The following is a 21,051-nucleotide window of genomic DNA, read 5'->3' on the forward strand; positions in this document are numbered from 1 at the left end:
TTGTGAGCCTTGGAGACGCGGTTTGGCACAGAAGATCATCATCGACACGGACCCCGGTCAGGACGACGCGGTGGCCATCCTGCTGGCGCTGGCCTCTCCGGAACTGCAGGTCCTGGGCATCGTCGCGGTGGCCGGCAACGTGCCGCTGGCCCTGACGGAGGTGAACGCCCGCAAGGTGGTCGAACTGTCGGGCCGGACCGACGTGCCGGTCTTTGCGGGCCGCGACCGGCCCCTGTCGCGCGATCTGGTAACGGCCGAACACGTGCATGGCAAGACCGGTCTGGACGGGATCGAGCTGCCCGCGCCCACCCTGCCCCTGCAGGCGCAGGACGGCGTCGATTTCATCGTCGAGACCCTGCGCACCCATGATGCGGGCACCGTGACGCTGGTGCCCATCGGCCCGCTGACCAACATTGCCGAGGCATTCCGCCGCGCCCCCGACATCATCGGACGCGTGCAGCAGATCGTGCTGATGGGCGGTGCCTATTTCGAGGTGGGCAACATCACCCCCGCGGCCGAATTCAACATCTATGTCGATCCCGAGGCCGCGGCCGAGGTGTTCGCCGCGCGCGTGCCACTGGTCGTCATGCCGCTGGACGTGACGCACAAGGCGCTGACCGACCGGGCCTGGGTCGAGGCGATGCGCGCCCTGCCCGGCCGCTGCGGCCCGGCCGTCGCGGGCTGGACCGACTTCTTCGAACGCTTCGATACCGCGAAATACGGCAGCCTCGGCGCGCCACTGCATGATCCCTGCACCATCGCCTGGCTGCTGGACCCCGACCTGTTCCAAGGCCGCCACATCAACGTCGAGATCGAGATCGAGGGCCGCTGGACCACCGGCATGACCGTCGCAGACTGGTGGCGGGTCAGCGGGCGGACACCCAACGCGCTGTTCCTCAAGGACGTGGACCGCGACGCGCTGTTCGACATGATCCACGACCGCATCGCGCGGCTGCCCTAGGGCGCATCCTCGGACGGGGGCGGTTCGGGCAGCGGCACGACCCCCTCTCCGTCGCCGATGCGATCGTCCAGCGCCGCGACCAGCTGTTCGGTGACGTCGATCGCGTCCAGCGACACGAAGATCGTGCGCCGGTCCAGAACCGCCACGGCGCCCCGGTCCTGCATCACCTGACCCATCACCGGCAGCGCGGCCCGAAAGAAGGCCGCCCGGTCGGCCTCGGCCCAGGCATTCAGGTCCTGGACCGCTTGCGCGCGCTCCCGGCGGATGCGCGTCGCGCGGATGTCGAAGCTTTCGGCCAGCTCGCGGAATTCGGCCGCGGGCAGCGTGCTGCGCTGTTCGGTCAGGCGTGCCTCCTCCGAAGACAGCAGCTGCGTCAGGCGGTCGTTCTCGGCGGTGACCTCCTCGCCCTTGGCCTCCAGCCGGGCCTGCGCGCGCAGACCCCAGGCCGAGGACAGGTACAGAACCTCCTGGTCCAGCGTCAGGATCGGCGCGCTTTCGGCCGCCTCCTCGGGGCTGGGAATGGTGCTGTTGGGCAGGACGGGCGGTGTGGCGATCGGCGGGATCTCGGGCGCCGGGATGTCGGGCACCGTCGCATCCTGCGCGGCGGCGGGCAGCGCCATCAACGCCGCCGCCACCAGCCGCAGTCCCGTCCGAAGGACCGGCATCAGAAGTTCGTCTGGATCGTCAGGTCGAAATTCTGTTCCAGGTCATAGTCTTCCTTCTGCAGCGCCTGCGAGAAGTTGAAGCGCAGCGGACCGATGGGCGTGGTCCAGAAGATCGACGCGCCGACCGCGGCGCGCGTGTACATGTCGTCATCGACCGGGACGCCGCCGGTGCCGATGGTCCGGTCCAGACCCCACAGCGAGCCGACATCGACGAAAAGACCGCCCTGGATGCCGTATTCCTCGGGAAGGCCGATGGGAAACTGCGCCTCGCCGCGCGCCGCCCAGTAGAAGTTGCCGCCCAGGCCGTCCTCGTTCACCGCAGCCAGGTCGCGCGGCCCGATGCCGTTCGGCTCGAACCCGCGGACGCGGTTGCCGGTGCGGAAGCGGTCCAGGATCCAGGTCGAATAATCGCCGTAGGTATAGATCGCCCCGGCCTCGACCTCGCCGCGCAGGGTCACGCTCTCGCGCCAGGCGGTGCTTTCGACGCCGGCCAGCGCGGTCGTGGTGATCGTCTTGGTGTCGCCCCCCGCACCCGCGAAATCCTGCGAGAAGCGGAACCGGTACGCGGTCAGCGGGTCCAGCCCGGTGCGGCGCGAATCCCAGTTGTAGGTATAGCCAAGCGACGAGGTCAGGCGCGTGCCCTCCTCGGCGATCAGCAGGGCCGAGCTGTCCTCGGTCACGTTGGACAGCTTGTCCTCCGAAATGCGGTAGCGCAGCTCGATCCGTGCATTGGCCGAGATCGGGAACTCCAGCGACGGCTGGATGCGGATCTGACGGGTGTCGAAATCCGAATTCAGGCCCTCGGTCTCGGTGTAGTTGGCCGAGAAACCAAAGCGCAGGTCGCGGCCCAGGAAGAACGGCTCGATGAAGGTGACCCCGGCGGCGCGGTCGTCGGTCGCGGTCTGCAACTGCAGGCCCAGGGTCTGGCCGCGGCCCAGGAAGTTCTGCTCGGTCAGGCCGATGTTGAAGCCCACGCCCGAATTGACGCCATAGCTGGCGCCCAGGGACAGCGACCCGGTCGGCTGTTCCTCGACATTGACGCCGACGATGACCTGGTCGGGGCTGCTGCCCTCGCGGGTCTGGACCTGCGCATCCGCGAAATAGCCAAGCGCCCGCACGCGTTCGGCCGAATTGCGGATCTCGCGCGGGTTGAAGGGGTCGCCCTCGACGGTGGTGAACTGGCGGCGGATCACCTGATCCAGCGTCGTGGTGTTGCCCTCGATGTCGATGCGCTCGACGAAGACGCGCTGGCCGCGGGTCAGCGCGAAGGTCAGGTCCAGCGTCTGGTTTTCCGGGTTGCGCGTGACGCGAGGCTCGATGTTGACGAAGTTCAGGCCCTGCTGGATGGCGATCGTCTCCATCCGGCGGATCGACGTGTCGATCACCGACGGGTTGTAGAACGACCCGCGCCGGACGCGGCTCTGCTCGGCGAACAGCGACGCATCGACGCCCGGGATCTCCGAGATGGTCTCGACCCGGCCAAAGCGATAGCGCGGCCCTTCGGAAATGTTGAAGGTGATGAAGAACGCGTCACGTTCACGCGCGATTTCGGGCGCCACGCCCTGCACGCGAAAATCGGCGTAACCCTGCGAACGATAGAAATCGGTCAGCAGCTGTTCGTCCAGCGGGATGCGCTCGGGCGCAAAGGTGTCGCGGCGGATGAAGGTCCGCAGCAGGCCCGCCTGCTTGGTCTCCAGCACGTTGCGCAGGCGGCGGTCCGAATAGGCGCGGTTGCCGACAAAGCTGACGCGCTCGATCTCGGTGACGTTGCCTTCGCGGATCTCGAAGACCAGATCGACGCGGTTGCCGCTGCGGCGGATGATGCGCGGATCGACGCGGGCGGCCAGGCGTCCCTCGGCGGCATAGGTCTGGGCGATGGCCTGGGCATCCTGGATGGCCTGGCTGGGCTGATAGACGCGGCGCGACTGGCTGCGCACGATCTCGGCCAGACGCTCGTCGTTCAGGCGGCGGTTGCCCTCAAAGGTGATCTGGTTGACGATCGGATACTCGCTGACGCGCACGACCAGGGTGGACCCCTGCGGGATCAGTTCGACCGTCTCGAACAGGCCGGAGTTCTGCAGGCGCTGCAGGCCGTCGTTGATCTGGCCGGGGCTCAGGTCCTGGCCCTGCGGCAAGGCCAGCGTGGACAGCACGGCGCCCGTCTCGATCTGCTGGTTGCCCTGAACCTGGATGCTGCCGAAGACCACGGCGGCGGCCTGCTGCGGGATCATTCCGATTGGCGCCGCGATCGCCAGGGACGTCACCAGCGCCAATGCGCCCTTGCCCAGTTTCCGTTCCATGATGGCCCCTCTTGTATCCGCCTGCACGCGCCCGGTTCGGGCTGTCGTTTTGCCTATGGTCTGTAGCCCCATCGGGGCGGGGCTGTCAAAACCGCAAGCGCATCAAGGGCAGAAAAGATCGTTCGTGAGCCCGAAAATCATCAGTGACAGGACCGCCGCCATGCCAATCGCGGTCAGCAGGTTCAGCGCCTTGTCCGAGGGCGGGCGTCCGCGGACGGCCTCGTAGGCGTAGAACATCAGGTGGCCGCCATCCAGCACGGGGATCGGCAGCAGGTTCAGGAACCCGATCGCCGCCGACAGGACCGCGATCCACCACAGGAAGTTCGCGCCGCCCGCGCTGGCCGCTTGGCCGGTGCTTTCCGCGATGCTGATCGCGCCGCCCAGGTTGCAGGTGCCGATCTGCCCCGAGATCATCGCCCACATCCCCGTCAGCGACGACGTGATGATCCCCCAGGTCTGCCCGACGCCCAGGCCAAGCGCCTCCAGCGGCCCGGCACTGCGGGTCTGGGGCGAGAAGAAGCTTTCGCCGCCCGTCACCCCGATCAGCCAGCGCTGCTCGAACCCGCCGCCATCGGCCGGCAGGTCTGACAGCTTGGGTGACAGGGTCACGTCCAGCTCTCCGGTGCCGGGACGCCACAGGCGAAGGTCCAGGGGCCGGCCCTCGGCAGCCTCGACCGCCTCGCGCATCTGGGTAAAGCGGGTGACGGGCTGGCCGTCGATGGCCAGCACCACGTCGCCCGCGCGCATGCCGGCATCGGCCGCGGCACTGCGCGGCGCCACGCCGCCGATGCGCGCCGGCATCGGGTCGGGGCCTGTCACGGTCAGCGTCCGGCCGTCGCGTTCGACCTGCCAGTCCTGCTGCCCGGCCACCGGCAGCGTTTCGGTCAATGCGCCGATGTCGCGCCAGGTGGCGACCGGCTGGCCGCCAAGGGCCAGGATACGGTCGCCGGGCTGCAGGTCGTTGACGATGGCGGGCGGCGCCTCGCTGACGGCGCCCACGCGCACCTCGTCCACGGGCAGGCCCTGGACGATCGCGAAGCCCGCGAAGACCAGGATCGACAGCACAAAATTGAATACCGGCCCCGCCAGCAGCGTCGCGAACCGCGCCCACAGCGGCGCGCCCTGCAACGTCTGGCGGCGCAGGGCGGGGTCGACAGCGCGCCCCGGCCCGGCACTGGCCGCGTTGTCGTCGCCCAGGAACCGCACATAGCCGCCAAGCGGCAGCGCCGCGACCTGCCACAGCGTCCCGCGACGGTCACGGCGAGAGAACAGGCGCGGGCCAAAGCCCACGCTGAACACCTCGGCCCGGATGCCCGACCAGCGGCCGACGATGTAATGGCCGTATTCGTGGACGGTCACGATGACCGCCAGGGCGGTGACGAAGGCCAGCAGCGTGCCGGCGGTCTGGGCAAAGGCGTTGATCACTGGGCGGCCTTTCGTCGGGCCAGGCCGTCCCAATGCAGGACGGTGGGCAGGTCTTCGGGGTCGCGGGCAAAGCCGGGCTGGGCGGACAGCGCCTCCAGCGTGGCCTCGACCCTGGGGGCCATGTCGGTAAAGCGGATGCGCCCGGCGATGAAATCGTCCAGCGCCTGTTCCTTGGCGGCGTTGAAGACCGCGCCTGCGGCCCCGCCCGCGGCCATCACCTCGCGCGCAAGGCGCAGGGCGGGCCAGCGCGTCTCGTCGGGGGCGCGGAAGGTCAGGCTGCCAAGCGCGGCCAGATCCAGCGCGGCCACGGGCAGCGGCCGCCGTTCTGGCCAGTGCAGCGCATAGCCAATCGCGTGGCGCATGTCGGGGGCGCCCAGATGGGCGATGGTGCCGCCGTCATGATGGGTGACCATCGCGTGAATGATCGATTCTGGGTGGACCAGAACCTTGATGCGGTCGGCGGTCAGGCCGAAGAACTCCTTGGCCTCGATGACCTCCATCGCCTTGTTGAACATCGAGGCGCTGTCGATGGTGATCCGCTGACCCATCGCCCAGTTCGGATGGGTCGATGCCTCGGCCACCGTCGCGGCCGCCAGCCGCTCCAGCGGCCAATCGCGGAACGCGCCACCCGATGCGGTGATGGTCACATCCTTGACGGATTCGAGCTTATCGGTCCCAAGCGCCTGAAACAAAGCGGAATGTTCACTGTCGACGGGCAGGATCGTGGCACCCGACCGCGCGCCGGTGTCCCGCAGCAGCGCGCCCGCGCAGACCAGCGATTCCTTGTTGGCCAAGGCCAGCACACAGCCCTGCGACAGCGCCGCCAGACCCGGCGCCAAGCCCGCGGCGCCGACGATGGCCGACAGGATCCAGTCGGCAGGCCGATGCGCGGCCTCGATCAGCGCGGCCTCGCCAGCGGCGGCCTGGACGTCGGTGCCGGCAAGAGCGGTCCGCAGGTCGTCCAGCAGTTCGGGATGCGCGGTGACCGCGATCTGGGCGCGCAGATCGCGCGCCATCTGCGCCAGCCGCGCAATGTTGCGACCGCCGGTCAGAGCCACGACCTGATAGGATTGGGGATCGCGGCGGATCAGATCGACGCCGTTCGCGCCGACCGACCCGGTCGCGCCGAAGATGGAAATGCGTCGCATCGGTCAGTTCACCACGGGCAGTTTCGTCAGAAACCCGATCAGCATGGTCGCCAGGACCGCCCCGGTCACTGCGTCAAAACGATCCATGAAGCCGCCATGCCCCGGTATCAGGTTCGAGCTGTCCTTGACCCCCGCGCGCCGTTTCAGCCAGCTTTCGGCCAGATCGCCCATCTGCCCGGCAAGGCAGACGATGGGGGACACCCAGATCAGCGTTGCGTCACCCTGCCCCGCCATCCACAGGATCGCGCCGAACAGGCAGGTGCCGATCCAGCCCGCGATGGTGCCCGACCAGGTCTTCTTGGGGCTGAGCGCGGGCCAGAATTTGGGCCCGCCCAGGATGCGGCCGAAGAAATACCCCGCCGTATCCGAGATGATGATGACCCCCATCAGCCACAGGACAAAGTTCAGGCCGTAATTCTCACGAAACCCAACAAGGCCAAAGGCCACGATCAGGATCGCGATGCCGAAAAGGGTATAGGTCGCGCGGTCGCGCCGTGCCGCGCCCGGCAGGCCCAGCAGGATCGGGACGGCCAACGCCACCCACGCCCAGGGCATGCCGGTCAGCGCAAAGGCCTGCGACACGCCCGCAATCGCGGCCAGCGCGATGGGGCGCGACCGTCCGAACAGCGTCACGTGCCGCGCCGGGTTGCGCCAGCCGGTCATGGCCGCCAGCTCCCAGAAAGTGATCGCGGAGATGACCGCCATGCCCAGGCGCAGCCACGGTCCCTGCGCCACCGCCAGCATCACGCCGATGCCCAGCAGGACCAGGGTCGAGGCCACGCGACGCGACAGGTCGCCCCATTTGCCGCCCGACTTGCCGGGACCGCCAGCGCCGGGCACGGACCCGGCGGAATGCCGTGCTGAGGTCATGCGCCCCCAAAGCGCCGGTCGCGCAGGCCGAAGCGGTCCAGGATCGTCGCCAGGTGATCGGGGGTGAAGTCGGGCCACAGGGTCGGCGTGAATTCGTATTCCGAATAGGCCGCCTGCCAGGGCAGGAAGTTCGAGGTCCGCGTCTCACCGGAGGTGCGGATCACCAGGTCGGGATCGGGATGCCCGGCGGTGTCCATGCAATCGGCCAGGTCGGCCTCGGTCGGGTTGATCACGTCGCCGCGGGCGATGCGTTCGGCCAGACGCCCGGTGGCGCGGACCAGCTCGTCCCGGCCGCCATAGTTGATGGCGACCGTCAGGTTCAGCCGCGTGTTGCCCGCCGTCCGCGCCTCGATCGAGGCCATCAGGTCCTGCAGCTTGCGGTCCAGGCGGCCGCGTTCGCCGATGAAGCGCATCCGCACGCCCTCGGCCGACATGTCCTCGGCCTCGCGCTGGATATAGCGGCGAAAGATCTTCATCAGGCCCAGAACCTCTTCGGTCGAGCGCTTCCAGTTCTCGGTCGAGAAGGCATAGATGGTCAGCCAGTCCACCCCCAGGTCGGGGCAGGCACGGACGATCTGCTTGACCCGCTCGGCCCCGCGACGGTGACCGACCAGACGCGGCCAGCCGCGTTCGGTGGCCCACCGGCCATTGCCATCCATGATGACCGCGACATGGCGGGGACGTGTCGTCCCCCCAGTTTCGGCAGCTCTCGACAAGCCCCACGCCATCGTCGGATCAGACCTGCATGATTTCGGCCTGCTTGGCCGTCAGCGCCTCGTCGACCGATGCGATCATGCGGTCGGTCAGGGACTGGATTTCGGTCTCGTACAGCTTCTGGTCGTCCTCGGGCATGCCGTTGGCCTTGCCCTTCTTGACCTGGTCCATGCCGTCGCGGCGGACGTTGCGGATCGAGACGCGGGCGCTCTCGGCGTATTGCGCGGCGACCTTGGTCAGCTCGCGGCGACGCTCCTCGTTCAGTTCCGGGATCGGCAGCATGATGATCGTGCCGTTGGTCTGCGGATTGATCCCCAGGCCGCTTTCGCGCAGGGCCTTTTCGACCTTGTTGACCATGCCCTTGTCCCAGATGTTGATCGTGACCATGCGCGGTTCGGGCACGTTGACGGTGCCCAGCTGGTTGATCGGGGTCATCTGGCCATAGGCCTCGACCTGCACCGGCTCGATCATCGAGGCCGAGGCCCGGCCGGTCCGCAGGCTGGCGAATTCGCCCCGCAGGCTTTCCATCGCGCCCTTCATGCGGCGCTCCAGGTCGTCAATATCGATCTCGATGTCCTCAGCCATTGTCGGACTGCCTCTGCTTTGAATTTTTTTCGCTTGTAACGGGAATGCCGCAGCTTGGCAAAGCCTTTGCCCGCTTTTCGGCCCCGTCAGGGATCGTTCCGCGGGGGTTCGCCCGCGGACAGCCGCGCCTCGATCTGGGCCAGCCGGGCCAGGACCTCGTCGCGATAGGCCTCGGTCGCGGCAGTGCCTTCCTCCTGGTGGGCCTCCTGCATCGAATTCACGATCAGACCCACCACCAGGTTCATCACCGCAAAGGTGGTAACCAGGATAAAAGGCAGGAAAAACAGCCAGGCGTTCGGGTGAACCTCCATCACCGGGCGCACGATGCCCATCGACCAGCTTTCCAGCGTCATGATCTGGAACAGCGAATAGGCCGAATTGCCCATGTCCCCGAACCAGTCCGGAAAGGTCGGCCCGAACAGCTTGGTCGCCATGACCGAGAAAATGTAGAAAATGATACCCATCAGCAGGAAGACCGACGCCATGCCGGGCAGTGCGGACAGGAATCCCTCGACCACGCGACGCAGGCGGGGCGTGACCGACACGATGCGCAGCAGCCGCAGGATGCGCATGGCGCGCAGGACGGACAGACCCTCGGTCGCGGGCAGCACGGCGATTCCCACGACGATGAAGTCGAACACGTTCCAGCCGTCGCGGAAGAACCGCAGCCCGCGGGCATAGAGCTTCAGCCCGATCTCGATCACGAAGATCGCAAGGCACACCCGGTCCAGCGCGATCAGCAGCGGGCCGGCCGCCGCCATCACCCGCGGCCAGGTTTCCAGCCCCAGGATCAGCGCGTTGAACAGGATCACGGCCGTGATCACGCCTTGGGCCCGGGGCCCGTGGATGAAGCCGTCGACGCGGCCCCGCAGGCTGGTGGTCATGTCAGTTGTGGACCCGCGTATAGGTGCCGCGGCCTTCCAGGATCGACCGGAACCCGCCCGGCGCGTCCAGCGAGAAGACGATGATCGGCAGCTTGTTGTCGCGGGCCAGCGCGATGGCCGATGCGTCCATCACGCCCAGATGCTTCTGCAGCACCTCGTCATAGCTGACATTGCCGTAACGCTTCGCGTCGGCATGCTTGACCGGGTCCTTGTCATAGACGCCGTCGACCTTGGTACCCTTGAAGATCGCCTCGCAGTTCATCTCCGACGCGCGCAGGGTGGCTGCGGTGTCGGTGGTGAAATACGGGTTGCCGGTGCCGGCGGCAAAGATCACGATCCGCTTCTTCTCCAGGTGGCGGATGGCGCGGCGACGGATGTAGGGCTCGCAGACCTCGTCCATGCGGATCGCGCTGATGACGCGGCAATGCAGGCCGCGGCTTTCCAGCGACGACTGCATGGCCAGCGCGTTCATGACCGTCGCCAGCATGCCCATATAGTCGGCGGTGGTCCGCTCCATCCCCTGGGCGCTGCCCTGCAGGCCGCGGAAGATGTTGCCGCCGCCGATGACCATGCAGACCTCGACGCCCATTGCCTGGACGGCCTCGACCTCGCTTGCGATGCGGGCGACGGTGGGGGGATGCAGGCCGTATCCCTGATCGCCCATCAGCGCCTCGCCCGAGATTTTCAGCATCACGCGGCCATATTGCTTGGGGACTTCGGTGGTCATCGGGGGCTCCTGTCGCCGGCTGCTTTCATCGCGCCGTTAAATGTCGCAAAAGGGCTGCCGGATCAACTGCCCGGATCGGCCATGCGTGACCCTGACCTGACACAGATCGACGCCGCCCGCCACCTGCTGATCGCCGGACCCACCGCCAGCGGCAAATCTGCGCTGGCACTGGCGGTCGCGCGGGCACAGGGCGGCACGGTGGTCAATGCGGATGCCCTGCAGGTCTGGTCCTGCTGGCAGGTGCTGACCGCCCGCCCGTCCGCCGCCGACCTGGCACAGGCGCCCCACGCCCTTTACGGCCATGTCGCGCCGGGCACCGCCTGGTCGGTCGGCGACTGGCTGCGCCAGGTCGCGGCGCTGCGGGGGCGGCTGATCGTGGTGGGCGGCACGGGGCTGTACCTGACCGCGCTGACCCGCGGGCTGGCGCAGATTCCCCCGACGCCCCCCGCCATCCGCGCCACGGCCGATGCGCGCATCGCGGGCGGCGGTCTGGCCGCGATGGTGGCCGAACTGGACCCCCGCACACGCGCGCAGATCGATCTTGCGAACCCGGTCCGCGTCCAGCGCGCGTGGGAGGTTCTGACCGCCACCGGCCGCGGCATCGCCGATTGGCAGGACGACACGCCCCCGCCCCTGCTGGCCCCCGACGACTGTCAGCGCGTGCTGATCACAAGTGACCGCGACTGGCTGGCGGACCGGATCGCCGGGCGCTTTCACGCGATGCTGGACCAGGGCGCCCTGGAGGAGGTGCGTGCGATGCTGCCCCTGTGGGACCCGGCCGCGCAATGGGCCAAGGCCATTGGCGCGCCCGATCTGGTCGCCCACCTGCAGGGTCATGCGACCCTGGCCGAGGCCATCGAACGCGCCATCATCGCCTCACGGCAATATGCCAAGGCGCAGCGGGTCTGGTTCCGCGGCCGGATGCGCGACTGGCAGATGTGGCAGGCGGGCAACGCTGGGCTGATCACGGTTTAATTCCCGGAAACCCATACGGCGTTCATTGAGTTTTCCCACAGATCGGCGATAATCCGCCGATAGGATCCATGATGTGGGAGGGTGTCATGTCGGTATGGGATCGCTCTGACTGGACCAAGGGGTTTCCGTTCACACCGACCCGGCTGGCGCCGCTTGGTCGGGGCATCCGCGGGCAAGGCGGCCAGATCGACGTCAACGGTCCCCACCTGCAGACCGAAGGCACCGCCCCCATGCCCGTGCAGCGGGCAAGGGCCGCGGACCGCGTGGCCGTTCCGCAGGCGCTGTCCGTCCGCGTTGCGCCCGCCTCGCACCGGTTCGGGCCGCGGCAGGCCAGCCTTCGCCTGCTGCCTGCAGGCGCTTTCACCTGGGGCGGGCGTGCCGTGCCCGTCCAGCCGCGCACGCGCCCCGACCATGTGCTGATTTGGCTTACCGAAGGGCGCATGCGCATCGACTTTCCGCGCAGCGGCGGCATTCTGGCCGCAGGCGACGTCCGCTTCGTCCCCGCCGGAACCGCCTTCGCCGCCCGGCCGCTGGACGGGGCAGAGGGTCAGGTGCTGCTGATCGCGCCCGAACTGACCGCGCAGGTCGATCCGCCCCTGCCCCGTTCGGTGGTCGCGGGATGCGCGGGCAGCGGTGCCGCGCTGCTGTCGGCCACCTTGGCCGAACTGATGGCCGAGGCCGCCCGCAGCCCCGATCACCGCACCCTAGGCTGCTATCTGAACATGCTGTCGCTGCGCCTGTCGCGTCTGGACCCGCCGCGGGATCACCGGACCGATCCCGGCGCGGTCCACACGGATCGCCCGCTGGTCGACCGCTTCCTGGCGCTGGCCGCGGTCGAGATGGGGTCGTGCCGGACCCTGGCCGATCTGGCGCAGGACTTGGGCACCACGCTGACCCATCTGGACCACGCCTGCATCGAGGCGCGGGGCCATCGCGCCATCGACCTGCTGCATGAATTGCGGGTGGACCGTGCGGGCGAACTGCTGCGCCATACCGACCGACCCGTTCCGCGCCTGGCTCAGGAGCTGGGCTATGCCAGCCACGCCCATTTCACCCGCGCCTTCGCCGCCGCAACCGGCCGCACGCCCGAGGCGTACCGCAGCCAGATGCGAAACGCCCCGCCCCACGATTAGGCAGGGCGCCCAGCAGGGGGTCCGGGGGACGGTCAGTCCCCCGGCGTCGCGGGACGCAAGGGGTGTTCAGGCTTCGGCGGGGGTCTCGCGGCCCCTGAACCCGGTGGCCACCACGAATTTCTCGGACGAATCGCTGCGGCTGGCGGGGGGCTTCACGTTCGCGACCTTGGTGAAGTTCTTCTTCAGCATGGTCTGCATGTCGGTCTCGGCACCGCCCGCCAGGACCTTGGCGACGAAAGTACCGCCCGGCTCCAGCACGTCGAAGGCCAGTTGCGCCGCCGCCTCGACCAGCGCCACGATCCGGTTGTGGTCGGTGTTCTTGTGCCCCGACGACGCCGCCGCCATGTCGGACATCACCACATCCGCAGGTCCGCCCAGCCATGCCTTGACCTTGTCGTCGGCCCCGTCCTCCAGAAAGTCGAGCACGTGGATCTCGGCCCCCGCGATCGGATCGACCTCCTGCAGGTCCAGACCCAGCACCCGCCCGACCTTCTTGCCCGATTTCGTGCCCAGGGCGTTCACGCGGGCCACCGCCACCTGGCACCAGCCGCCGGGCGCGCAGCCCAGGTCAAGCACCCGCGCTCCGGGCACCAGGAAGCGGTACTTGTCGTCCAGCTCCAGGATCTTGTAGGCCGCGCGCCCGCGGTAGCCCTCGCGCTTGGCGCGGGCCACATAGGGGTCGTTCAGCTGCCGCTCCAGCCACAGGGTGGAGGACAGCTTGCGCCCCTTGGCCGATTTCACCCGCACGCGCAGATCGCGCGCACCGCGGCCGCTGGTCTTGCCGTCCCGGCTGGTCGGTGTCTTCGTCATCTCATGCCACTCCGTTCAAACCTTCCGGCGCCAGCACCCCATCGCGCACCATCTGGGCATAAAGCAACCCCTCGCGCAGGCCGCGATCCGCGACCGACAGTTTGTTCGTGGGCCAGACCCGCATCAGCGTCTGCAGGATCGCAGCCCCCGACATGATCAGCGCATGGCGTTCGCGCCCGATGCGCGGGTCCGTGCGCCGCCCCTCGGGGCCCAGCTGCAGATAGGAATGGATCACCCGGTCGATCTGGTCGCTGGTCATCTCCAGTCCGTCCACCTTGGTCCGGTCATAGCGGCGCAGGCCCAGGAAACTGGCCGCGACCGTGGTGACCGTCCCTGATGTGCCGATGATCTGGAACCCCTCGTCGGGCGATCCGTCCGCATAGGGGGTGAAATTCGCCAGCGCCTCCTCGAAGAACCACGACATCAGCGCGAAGCGGCCCTGGTCGTCCTCGACATCAGCGAACTGGTCGCGCAGCGTCGCGACGCCCAACGGCACGCTGATCCAGTCGACCACGCGGGCGCCGCCCGGCTGCGGGTTCCCGAAACCGTCCGACAGGCGCATGATCGCGCGGGGCCGCTCCTTGGGCTCCACATCCTCCAGGTCGATCCAGACCAGCTCGGTCGATCCGCCGCCGATGTCGACGACCATCAGCGTCTCGGTCTTGTGGCTGACCAGCGGCGCGCAGCTGATGACGGCCAGCCTTGCCTCCTCCTCGGCGCCGATGATCTCGATGGGCAGGCCGGTCTCGCGCCGGATCGTGCGCAGGAAATCGCGGCTGTTGCGCGCGCGCCGGCATGCCTCGGTCGCCACGAGGCGCATGTTACGCACCTTGTGCTGATCAAGCTTGCGCTTGCAGACCTGCAGCGCGTGCACGGTACGCGCCATCGAGCTGCGGGACAGGCGTCCCGAAGCTTCCAGCCCCTGACCAAGCTGAACCGGCTTGGAGAAGCTGTCGACGACCTGGAACTGACTGCCCGTCGGTCGGGCAATCAGCATCCGGCAAGAATTCGTTCCCAAATCCAAGGCAGCATACAGCGCCCCTTCATCAGGTTGTCGGGTGCCCGACGGCTCGACCGTATTTCTCGGGAACGCGTCCGCACCCGCAGGACGCTTGGGCGTCATAACACACGCCCTCCGATGACAAGTTGAACAAAACGTAACCTGCCATCGGCGACCATTCAAGGGGCCGCGACCGCCGCGGCCACTTGACGGGCGCGCGGGGGCGCGGCAACCAGAAGCGATGATCGACATCCGTCCCGTTGCCCATCCGATCGGCAAGATCCTGACCGCGATCGGTGGCATGATGCTGGCGCCGATGATGGTCGACTGGTGGCATGGCGACCCGCACTGGATGGTGTTCCTGCAATCGGCGGTAATCACCATGGCGGCGGGCGTCTTCGTCGCGGTGGCGACGGCCGGGCGCTATGACCACCTGTCGCTGCATCAGGCGTTCCTGCTGACGTCGGGGATCTGGCTGGTCCTGCCCCTGTTCGGTGCCCTGCCCTTCATGCTGGGCGCGCCGAACGCGACCTTCACCGACGCGATGTTCGAATCGATGTCAGGCTTCACGACCACCGGCACCACGGTCCTGCCGCAGCTGGATTCGCTGGCGCGCGGCATCCACCTGTGGCGCGCGATCCTGCACTGGGCCGGGGGCCTGGGGATCGTCGTCGTGGCGATGGTCTTCCTGCCGGTGATGAAGGTCGGCGGCATGCAGTTCTTCCGATCGGAAGGCTTTGACACGCTTGGCAAGGTCCTGCCCCGCGCCGGCCAGATCGCGACCGAGATGACGCAGCTGTACCTGATCCTGACCGGGGCCTGCATCATCACCTATCTGATCCTGGGCCTGACCGGGTTCGACGCCGTCGTGCAGGCGTTCAGCACGATCTCGACCGGGGGCTTCTCGAATTACGACGCCAGCTTTGGGGCGTTCCTGGGGCCTGCGGAATGGGCGTCGTCGGTCTTCATGGTGCTGGCGTCGATCCCGTTCATCCGGATGGTCCAGCTGATGCGCGGCCAGGCGAAACCGCTGTGGCGTGACATCCAGGTGCGCGCCTATCTGCGCTGGATCGGCTATGCCTGCGTGATCATCCTGCTGTACCGCGTCCTGTGGCTGGGCCAGACCGGTCACCCCGAGGAGATGCTGCGGGAGACCGTGTTCAACGTCATCTCGACCTTCTCGGGGACCGGCTTCGCCTCCACCGACGTGACGCAGTGGGGCCATCTGCCGCTGATGGTCCTGGTGATCTGCGGGCTCATCGGCGGCTGCACCGGATCGACCGGCTGTTCGGTCAAGGTCTTCCGCTATCTGGTCCTGTTCGAGGCCGTGCGCGCCCAGATCCGACGGATGCATTCGCCCCACCGCGTCTATCCGCTGCGCTATGACGGCCAGCCGCTGGAACAGGACGTGGTCGATTCGGTCATGGCGTTCTTCACGCTGTTCTTCCTGACCTTCGGCCTGCTGATCGTGGGGCTGTCGCTGACCGGCCTGCACCCGCGCACCGCGCTGACCGCCGCCTGGACCGCCATCGCGAATATCGGCCCCGTCTGGGGCCCCGAGGTGACGCGCAACGGCTCGATCGCGGAATTTCCGACCTCGGCCAAGTGGCTGATGACCGTGGGAATGTTCCTGGGCCGGCTGGAGCTGGTGTCGGTCCTGGTCCTGCTGCTGCCGCGGTTCTGGCGCGACTAGGGCAGCGCGGTGGGCGCGGCGCCGGCATTCGCGCCGGGCCCGTGGCGCGTCAGGCTGTCGCTCAGTTCCGCCTGCAGGCGGGTCTGGGTTTCCGCGTCCGACGCCGGCCAGATCAGCACGAAGCCTTCGGCCCGGCCATCTCGGACCCAGCCTTCGGCGGCACCGATATGGGCGTCATTCGCGCCATGCAGGGTCACGTGGCCCGGCTTGACCACGCGGTCGGGCCGGGGCACCCAGCCAAGCGCCGTGACCAGACCGGCCAGATCCAGCAGCTCCTGCTGGCCACCCGGCTGGCTGAACAGGATCAGCGCCGCCCCCGATCCGTCCTTCGGACCATAGATCGACAGCGCCCGTTCGGCCCGGTCGAAGGTCAGCGCATGCAGGGGGGCGGTGACCGTCAGCCCGGTCGCCGCGTCGACCAGCGGTGCCAGCCCCTGCGCCTCGGCCCAGGCCGCACGGCGTTCCGCCAGCAGCCGCAGTGCCGTGCCCGGATCGGTCGAGGCGCGGGTCCGCGTGATCTCGGCCTGGATCGCGGCGCGGGTGCGGGGACCGTCCTTGCCGTCGATCTGGCCGTCGTAATGCCCCGCCCACCGCAACGCGCGCTGGACCTGGTCCAGCGGCGGCAGGGGTTCGGACGCGCCGGGCGCGGGCAGGTCCGGAGCCTGGCCCACGTCCAGCGCTTCGCCCAGATCGGCGGCGCGGGCCAACATGGCGTCGTCCGGGATCATGTCGGCCTTGGCCAGCACCGGCAGCCAGGCGGCGGCCGCATCGTCGGCCACCGGGCCAAGCGCCACCGCGAACCACCCGTCGGGCAGGCGCCACAGCCCGGCCTCGGGGAAATCGGCCCGGATCCGCGCCAGCGCGGCGCGGGCCTCGGGTTCGGCCTGAACCGATTCCAGCCGCAGATAGGCGTCGGGCGGCGGCGGGGCCACCACAGCCGGGGCCGCCGCCGCGGTATCGCCCACCGGCACCAGCGCGGTCCCCGGCGCGGGCGTGCTGACGAACGCGTCCTGGGGCACCTTGCCGGCCTGCTTCAGCCGCTCCAGCAGGGGCCCGGCGCGATCCTCGGGCAGCGGCCCGATGGCGATCCCCGTCCAGCCGCCCGGCAGGGCCAGCGTCACGACCCCGTCGAACCGGTCGGCCCATCCCTGCGCCGCCTGCGCCGCCGCCTGGGGATCGCGCTTGGCCTCCAGACGGATCACCGCGCCCTGGGCCAGCACCGCACCGGGCAGCGCCCCCGCCAGGACCAGTCCCATCACCAAGCGCAAAGGCGTCGTCATCCTGTCCATCCTGTCGCGGGTGTCCCCCCGCCGTCGGGCCTTCATTGACCCTGTTGCATCGCGCGCCTAGAAGACGCCTTGCCCGATCTACGCAAAAGGATGGCCCGATGACCAGCCCCAACCGACCCCGCAGTTTCCAGGAGATCATCTTGGCGCTGCAGACCTATTGGGCAGGCCAGGGCTGCGCCGTCCTGCAGCCCTATGACATGGAGGTGGGCGCCGGGACGTTCCACCCCGGGACCACGCTGCGCTCTCTTGGATCGCGGGCCTGGGCCGCGGCCTATGTCCAGCCGTCGCGCCGCCCCACCGATGGCCGGTACGGAGAGAACCCCAACCGCCTGCAGCACTACTATCAGTTCCAGGTCATCATCAAACCGTCGCCCCCCGACCTGCAGGAGCTGTATCTGGGCAGCCTGCGCGCCATCGGACTGGACCCGATGGTCCATGACGTCCGCTTCGTCGAGGATGACTGGGAATCGCCTACGCTCGGCGCATGGGGCCTGGGCTGGGAGGTCTGGTGCGACGGCATGGAGGTCAGCCAGTTCACCTATTTCCAGCAGGTCGGCGGTCATGACTGCCGCCCCGTCTCCGGAGAGCTGACCTATGGCCTGGAACGCCTGGCCATGTACGTGCTGGGCGCGGAACACGTGATGGACATGCCCTTCAACGACCCGGACAGCCCGATCGCGCTGACCTATGGCGACATCTTCCGCCAGACCGAACAGGAATACTCGCGCTGGAACTTCGACCAGGCAGACACCGACATGCTGTTCCAGCATTTCAAGGACGCCGAGGCCGAATGCGCCCGCATCCTGGCCGCCGACCGCACCGACGGCGCTGGCCGCACCATCCCGATGGCGCATCCCGCCTATGACCAGGCGATCAAGGCCAGCCACCTGTTCAACCTGCTGGACGCGCGCGGTGTGATCTCGGTCACGGAACGCCAGGCCTATATCGGCCGGGTTCGGGCGCTGGCCAAAGGCTGCGCCGACCTGTTCCTGACCACCGATGCGGCGGGGTCGCCCGCGTGAACTGGGGCAAGGTCGCGGCGCTGGCCCTGCTGGGCAGCACCATCGCCGCGGGCGCGGGCATGTGGTACGCGCAGGAATACCTGTACTATGACCCGATCGACCCGAACGGCCCCAATGCCGCCATCGCGGTGGCCACCCCCGCCGGCGAACGGCCCCTGACCCTGACCGGGTTCGAGGGGATCGACGCCGACAGCAGCCCGCTGCGCTGGCGCGCCTGCGCCACGGTGGACACGGTTCCCGCCGATGCCCTGCCCTTTGACGGCGCCACGCCCCTGAACGCACCCGGATGGTTCGCCTGCTTCGACGCGGCGCGGATCGGCGGCGACCTGGAAAGCGGCGCCGCCCGCGCCGTGCTGTCGGTCAGCGAGATCCGCCCCGACGTGGACCGCGTACTGGCCGTCTATCCCGACGGCCGCGTCTACGGCTGGCACCAATACAACGACAAGACCCCGGAACGCGGAGTGATGGACTGATGCCCGACCTGCTGATCGAGCTTTTCTCGGAGGAAATTCCCGCCCGCATGCAGGCCCGCGCGCGCGAGGACCTCAAGCGCCTGGTGACCGATGGCCTGGTTCAGGCCGGCCTGACCTATGCCAGCGCCGGCGCCTTCAGCACGCCGCGCCGCCTGGCTCTGGCGGTCGAGGGCCTGACCGCCGCCAGCCCCACCACGCATGAGGACCGCAAGGGCCCCCGCACCGACGCCCCCGATGCCGCGCTGGAGGGCTTTTTGCGCTCCACCGGGCTGACCCGCGACCAGCTGCAGGCCCGCGACGACAAGAAGGGTCAGGTCTGGTACGCGACCGTCACCAAGCCCGGCCGCCTTGCCGCCGACATCGTGGCCGAAGTGCTGGAGGCGGCGATCCGCAATTTCCCCTGGCCCAAATCCATGCGGTGGGGGACGGGCAGCCTGCGGTGGGTGCGCCCGCTGCATTCGATCCTGTGCATCCTGTCGGACGAGGCCGGCGCGACCGTCGTGCCGCTGACCGTCGACGGCATCGCGGCGGGCAACACCACCCGCGGCCACCGCTTCATGGCGCCCGACGCGTTCACGGTCAGTGGCTTTGACGACTATGCCGCCAAGCTGCGTCGCGCCCGCGTGATGCTGGACACCCAGGAGCGCGCCGCCGAGATCCGGTCGCAGGCCGACAACCTGGCCTTTGCCCGCGGCTGGCAGATCGTCCCCGACGACGCCCTGCTGGCCGAAGTCGCGGGCCTGGTCGAATGGCCCGTGCCCCTGATTGGCGTGATCGAGGACCGCTTCCTGGCCCTGCCCCCCGAGGTCCTGCAGACCTCGATGAAGGAGCACCAGAAGTTCTTCTCGGCCCGCAATCCGTCAACGGGCCGGATCGAAGGGTTCGTGACGGTCGCCAACATCCAGACGCCCGACGACGGCGCGACGATCCTGGCCGGCAACCAGCGCGTCCTGGCCGCGCGCCTGTCGGACGCGGCGTTCTTCTGGGAAAACGACCTGCGCGAGGCGAAATCGGGCATGGCGACCTGGGCCGCGGGCCTGGCTTCGGTCACCTTCCACAACAAGCTCGGTTCGCAGGCCGACCGGATCGAACGCATCGCGGCCCTGGCTCGCGAGATCGCACCCTTGGTCGGCGCCGATCCCGATCAGGCCGAATGCGCCGCGCGCCTGGCCAAGCTGGACCTGCGCTCGGCCATGGTCGGAGAGTTCCCCGAACTGCAGGGCACGATGGGCCGCTACTACGCGCTGGAGGCCGGAGAGACCGAGGCTGTGGCCAATGCCGCCCGCGACCATTACAAACCCCTCGGCCCCTCCGACGCGGTCCCCACCGCCCCCGTCTCGGTCACCGTGGCGCTGGCCGACAAGATCGACACGCTGACCGGCTTTTGGGCCATCGACGAAAAGCCCACGGGATCGAAGGACCCCTTTGCGCTGCGGCGTGCAGCACTAGGACTTATCAGGTTGATTCTTAGTAGCGATAGAAAATTTAAGCTGAAAGTTCCTCTTGAAGTCGGCTTGCTAAGAGCACGCGGTGCCTCCCTTTCGGCTAAGCGAGGAGACTTGTTAGGTAACCTTGCGAGTCGTTTGAAAGAGGCGTCCCACGACCCTGTTGCCTATGCCGATGCATTGACTTTGGCCGCGAAAGGCTCCGATGTTGGCGTGCCAAGTAAGTTAGTCGCTCAGGATCTGAGCCACAGTTCTTGGTCTGACTACACGAATTGGGAGAATGGACTGGATACCCTCCTCTCCTTCCTCCACGACCGCCTGAAGGTCTACCTGCGCGACCAGGGCATCCGCCACGACATCATCGACGCGGTGCTGGCGCAGGAGGGCAGCGACGACCTCGTGCAGGTGGTGAACCGCGCCACCGCACTGAACGCCATGCTGGCGACAGAGGACGGCAAGAACCTGACGCAGGGTCTGAAACGCGCCGGCAATATCCTGGCCCAGGCCGAGGACAAGGACGGCGTAGAATACAGCTTCGGTGCCGACGTCAAGTTCGCCGAGACCGATCAGGAACGCGCCCTCTTCACCGCGCTGGATACCGCAGAACCGGCGATCCGGCACGCCATGGCCGCGCAGGACTTCCCCGCCGCCATGACCGCCATCGCCGCCCTGCGCACGCCGATCGACGCGTTCTTCGAGGCCGTGCAGGTCAACACCGACAGCCAAATCGTCCGGCGCAACCGCCTGAACCTGCTGTCCCGCATCCGCGAAGCCGGTCGCCAGATCGCCGACTTCACCCGCATCGAAGGCTAAGGCCCCACCAAACCAAAACGGCCCGGAGATTGCTCTCCGGGCCGTCTTTGTATGTCCGCCCTGCCGCAGGGGAGCACGAGGGGACGGCACGTCCCCTCGGCGGGGGGTGCGGGGGGCTG

Annotated in this window: 19 protein-coding genes; 7 read left to right on the plus strand and 12 right to left on the minus strand. The window is 68.3% G+C overall.

Features of this window, described 5'->3' with window-relative positions; all coding sequences use genetic code 11:
- Positions 1 to 22: 22 nt before the first annotated feature.
- Positions 23 to 961 (plus strand): nucleoside hydrolase, encoded by a 939-nt coding sequence (locus GBO37_RS21055; protein ID WP_252930690.1) that lies wholly within the window; start codon positions 23 to 25, stop codon positions 959 to 961.
- On the opposite strand, the gene GBO37_RS21060 is transcribed toward GBO37_RS21055, so the two are convergent.
- From GBO37_RS21060 to pyrH, 9 genes are all read right to left on the minus strand, one after another.
- A complete protein-coding gene (locus GBO37_RS21060) occupies positions 958 to 1,626 on the minus strand; it encodes an OmpH family outer membrane protein (protein ID WP_252930691.1) in 669 nt (222 codons plus the stop codon). The two genes, GBO37_RS21055 and GBO37_RS21060, sit on opposite strands and share 4 nt — an antisense overlap.
- Positions 1,626 to 3,926 (minus strand): outer membrane protein assembly factor BamA, encoded by a 2,301-nt coding sequence (gene bamA / locus GBO37_RS21065; protein WP_052715117.1) that lies wholly within the window; start codon positions 3,924 to 3,926, stop codon positions 1,626 to 1,628. Before bamA ends, GBO37_RS21060 begins: the two co-directional genes overlap by 1 nt.
- A 102-nt stretch (positions 3,927 to 4,028) precedes the next feature.
- Entirely contained in the window at positions 4,029 to 5,351 is a 1,323-nt protein-coding gene (gene rseP, locus GBO37_RS21070) for an RIP metalloprotease RseP (RefSeq protein WP_252930692.1), read from the minus strand.
- Complete coding sequence (dxr, locus tag GBO37_RS21075; RefSeq protein ID WP_252930693.1) at positions 5,348 to 6,499, minus strand: 1-deoxy-D-xylulose-5-phosphate reductoisomerase; 1,152 nt, start codon at positions 6,497 to 6,499, stop codon at positions 5,348 to 5,350. The genes rseP and dxr overlap by 4 nt, the downstream gene beginning before the upstream one ends.
- 3 nt (positions 6,500 to 6,502) lie before the next feature.
- Positions 6,503 to 7,369 carry a phosphatidate cytidylyltransferase gene (locus tag GBO37_RS21080; RefSeq protein WP_045999414.1) on the minus strand — a complete coding sequence of 289 codons (867 nt, stop codon included), beginning with the start codon at positions 7,367 to 7,369 and terminating at the stop codon, positions 6,503 to 6,505.
- Positions 7,366 to 8,097, minus strand: a complete 732-nt coding sequence (gene uppS, locus GBO37_RS21085; RefSeq protein ID WP_045999415.1) for a polyprenyl diphosphate synthase — start codon at positions 8,095 to 8,097, stop codon at positions 7,366 to 7,368. The genes GBO37_RS21080 and uppS overlap by 4 nt, the downstream gene beginning before the upstream one ends.
- Before the next feature lie 7 nt (positions 8,098 to 8,104).
- The gene (gene frr / locus GBO37_RS21090) at positions 8,105 to 8,668 is read right to left on the minus strand and encodes a ribosome recycling factor (protein ID WP_045999416.1); all 564 of its coding nucleotides are present in this window, start codon (positions 8,666 to 8,668) and stop codon (positions 8,105 to 8,107) included.
- Between the two features lie 86 nt (positions 8,669 to 8,754).
- On the minus strand, positions 8,755 to 9,552 hold the full coding sequence (locus tag GBO37_RS21095) for an ion transporter (RefSeq protein ID WP_045999417.1): 798 nt from the start codon (positions 9,550 to 9,552) through the stop codon (positions 8,755 to 8,757).
- 1 nt (position 9,553) lies between these two features.
- Positions 9,554 to 10,279: a UMP kinase gene (gene pyrH / locus GBO37_RS21100; RefSeq protein WP_045999418.1), complete on the minus strand. Its 726-nt coding sequence runs from the start codon at positions 10,277 to 10,279 to the stop codon at positions 9,554 to 9,556.
- An 81-nt stretch (positions 10,280 to 10,360) separates the two neighbouring features.
- Here pyrH and miaA point away from each other — a divergent pair, with 81 nt between their 5' ends.
- Entirely contained in the window at positions 10,361 to 11,254 is an 894-nt protein-coding gene (gene miaA, locus GBO37_RS21105) for a tRNA (adenosine(37)-N6)-dimethylallyltransferase MiaA (protein ID WP_252930694.1), read from the plus strand.
- Positions 11,255 to 11,340: 86 nt separating this feature from the next.
- Positions 11,341 to 12,387 carry an AraC family transcriptional regulator gene (locus GBO37_RS21110; protein ID WP_252930695.1) on the plus strand — a complete coding sequence of 349 codons (1,047 nt, stop codon included), beginning with the start codon at positions 11,341 to 11,343 and terminating at the stop codon, positions 12,385 to 12,387.
- A gap of 66 nt (positions 12,388 to 12,453) precedes the next feature.
- Here GBO37_RS21110 and GBO37_RS21115 read toward each other — a convergent pair whose 3' ends face one another.
- Positions 12,454 to 13,197: an RlmE family RNA methyltransferase gene (locus tag GBO37_RS21115; protein WP_252930696.1), complete on the minus strand. Its 744-nt coding sequence runs from the start codon at positions 13,195 to 13,197 to the stop codon at positions 12,454 to 12,456.
- 1 nt (position 13,198) lies between these two features.
- Positions 13,199 to 14,320 (minus strand): Ppx/GppA phosphatase family protein, encoded by a 1,122-nt coding sequence (locus GBO37_RS21120; protein ID WP_042245371.1) that lies wholly within the window; start codon positions 14,318 to 14,320, stop codon positions 13,199 to 13,201.
- A 118-nt stretch (positions 14,321 to 14,438) separates the two neighbouring features.
- On the opposite strand from GBO37_RS21120, the gene GBO37_RS21125 reads away from it, so the two are divergent.
- Positions 14,439 to 15,890 carry a TrkH family potassium uptake protein gene (locus tag GBO37_RS21125; RefSeq protein ID WP_127898279.1) on the plus strand — a complete coding sequence of 484 codons (1,452 nt, stop codon included), beginning with the start codon at positions 14,439 to 14,441 and terminating at the stop codon, positions 15,888 to 15,890.
- Here GBO37_RS21125 and GBO37_RS21130 read toward each other — a convergent pair.
- Positions 15,887 to 17,170 (minus strand): peptidoglycan-binding protein, encoded by a 1,284-nt coding sequence (locus GBO37_RS21130; RefSeq protein ID WP_252930697.1) that lies wholly within the window; start codon positions 17,168 to 17,170, stop codon positions 15,887 to 15,889. The genes GBO37_RS21125 and GBO37_RS21130 overlap by 4 nt on opposite strands.
- 107 nt (positions 17,171 to 17,277) lie before the next feature.
- Here GBO37_RS21130 and GBO37_RS21135 point away from each other — a divergent pair, with 107 nt between their 5' ends.
- From GBO37_RS21135 to glyS, 3 genes are read left to right on the plus strand one after another with little or no spacing between them, the layout of a single operon-like run.
- A complete protein-coding gene (locus GBO37_RS21135; RefSeq protein WP_045999422.1) occupies positions 17,278 to 18,201 on the plus strand; it encodes a glycine--tRNA ligase subunit alpha in 924 nt (307 codons plus the stop codon).
- Positions 18,198 to 18,674 (plus strand): DUF6446 family protein, encoded by a 477-nt coding sequence (locus tag GBO37_RS21140; RefSeq protein WP_252930698.1) that lies wholly within the window; start codon positions 18,198 to 18,200, stop codon positions 18,672 to 18,674. The genes GBO37_RS21135 and GBO37_RS21140 overlap by 4 nt, the downstream gene beginning before the upstream one ends.
- Complete coding sequence (gene glyS / locus GBO37_RS21145; RefSeq protein WP_252930699.1) at positions 18,674 to 20,932, plus strand: glycine--tRNA ligase subunit beta; 2,259 nt, start codon at positions 18,674 to 18,676, stop codon at positions 20,930 to 20,932. Before GBO37_RS21140 ends, glyS begins: the two co-directional genes overlap by 1 nt.
- Positions 20,933 to 21,051: the final 119 nt, after the last annotated feature.

This window comes from Paracoccus sp. 08 (assembly GCF_024105395.1).
In the GTDB taxonomy this organism is placed as follows: domain Bacteria; phylum Pseudomonadota; class Alphaproteobacteria; order Rhodobacterales; family Rhodobacteraceae; genus Paracoccus; species Paracoccus marcusii.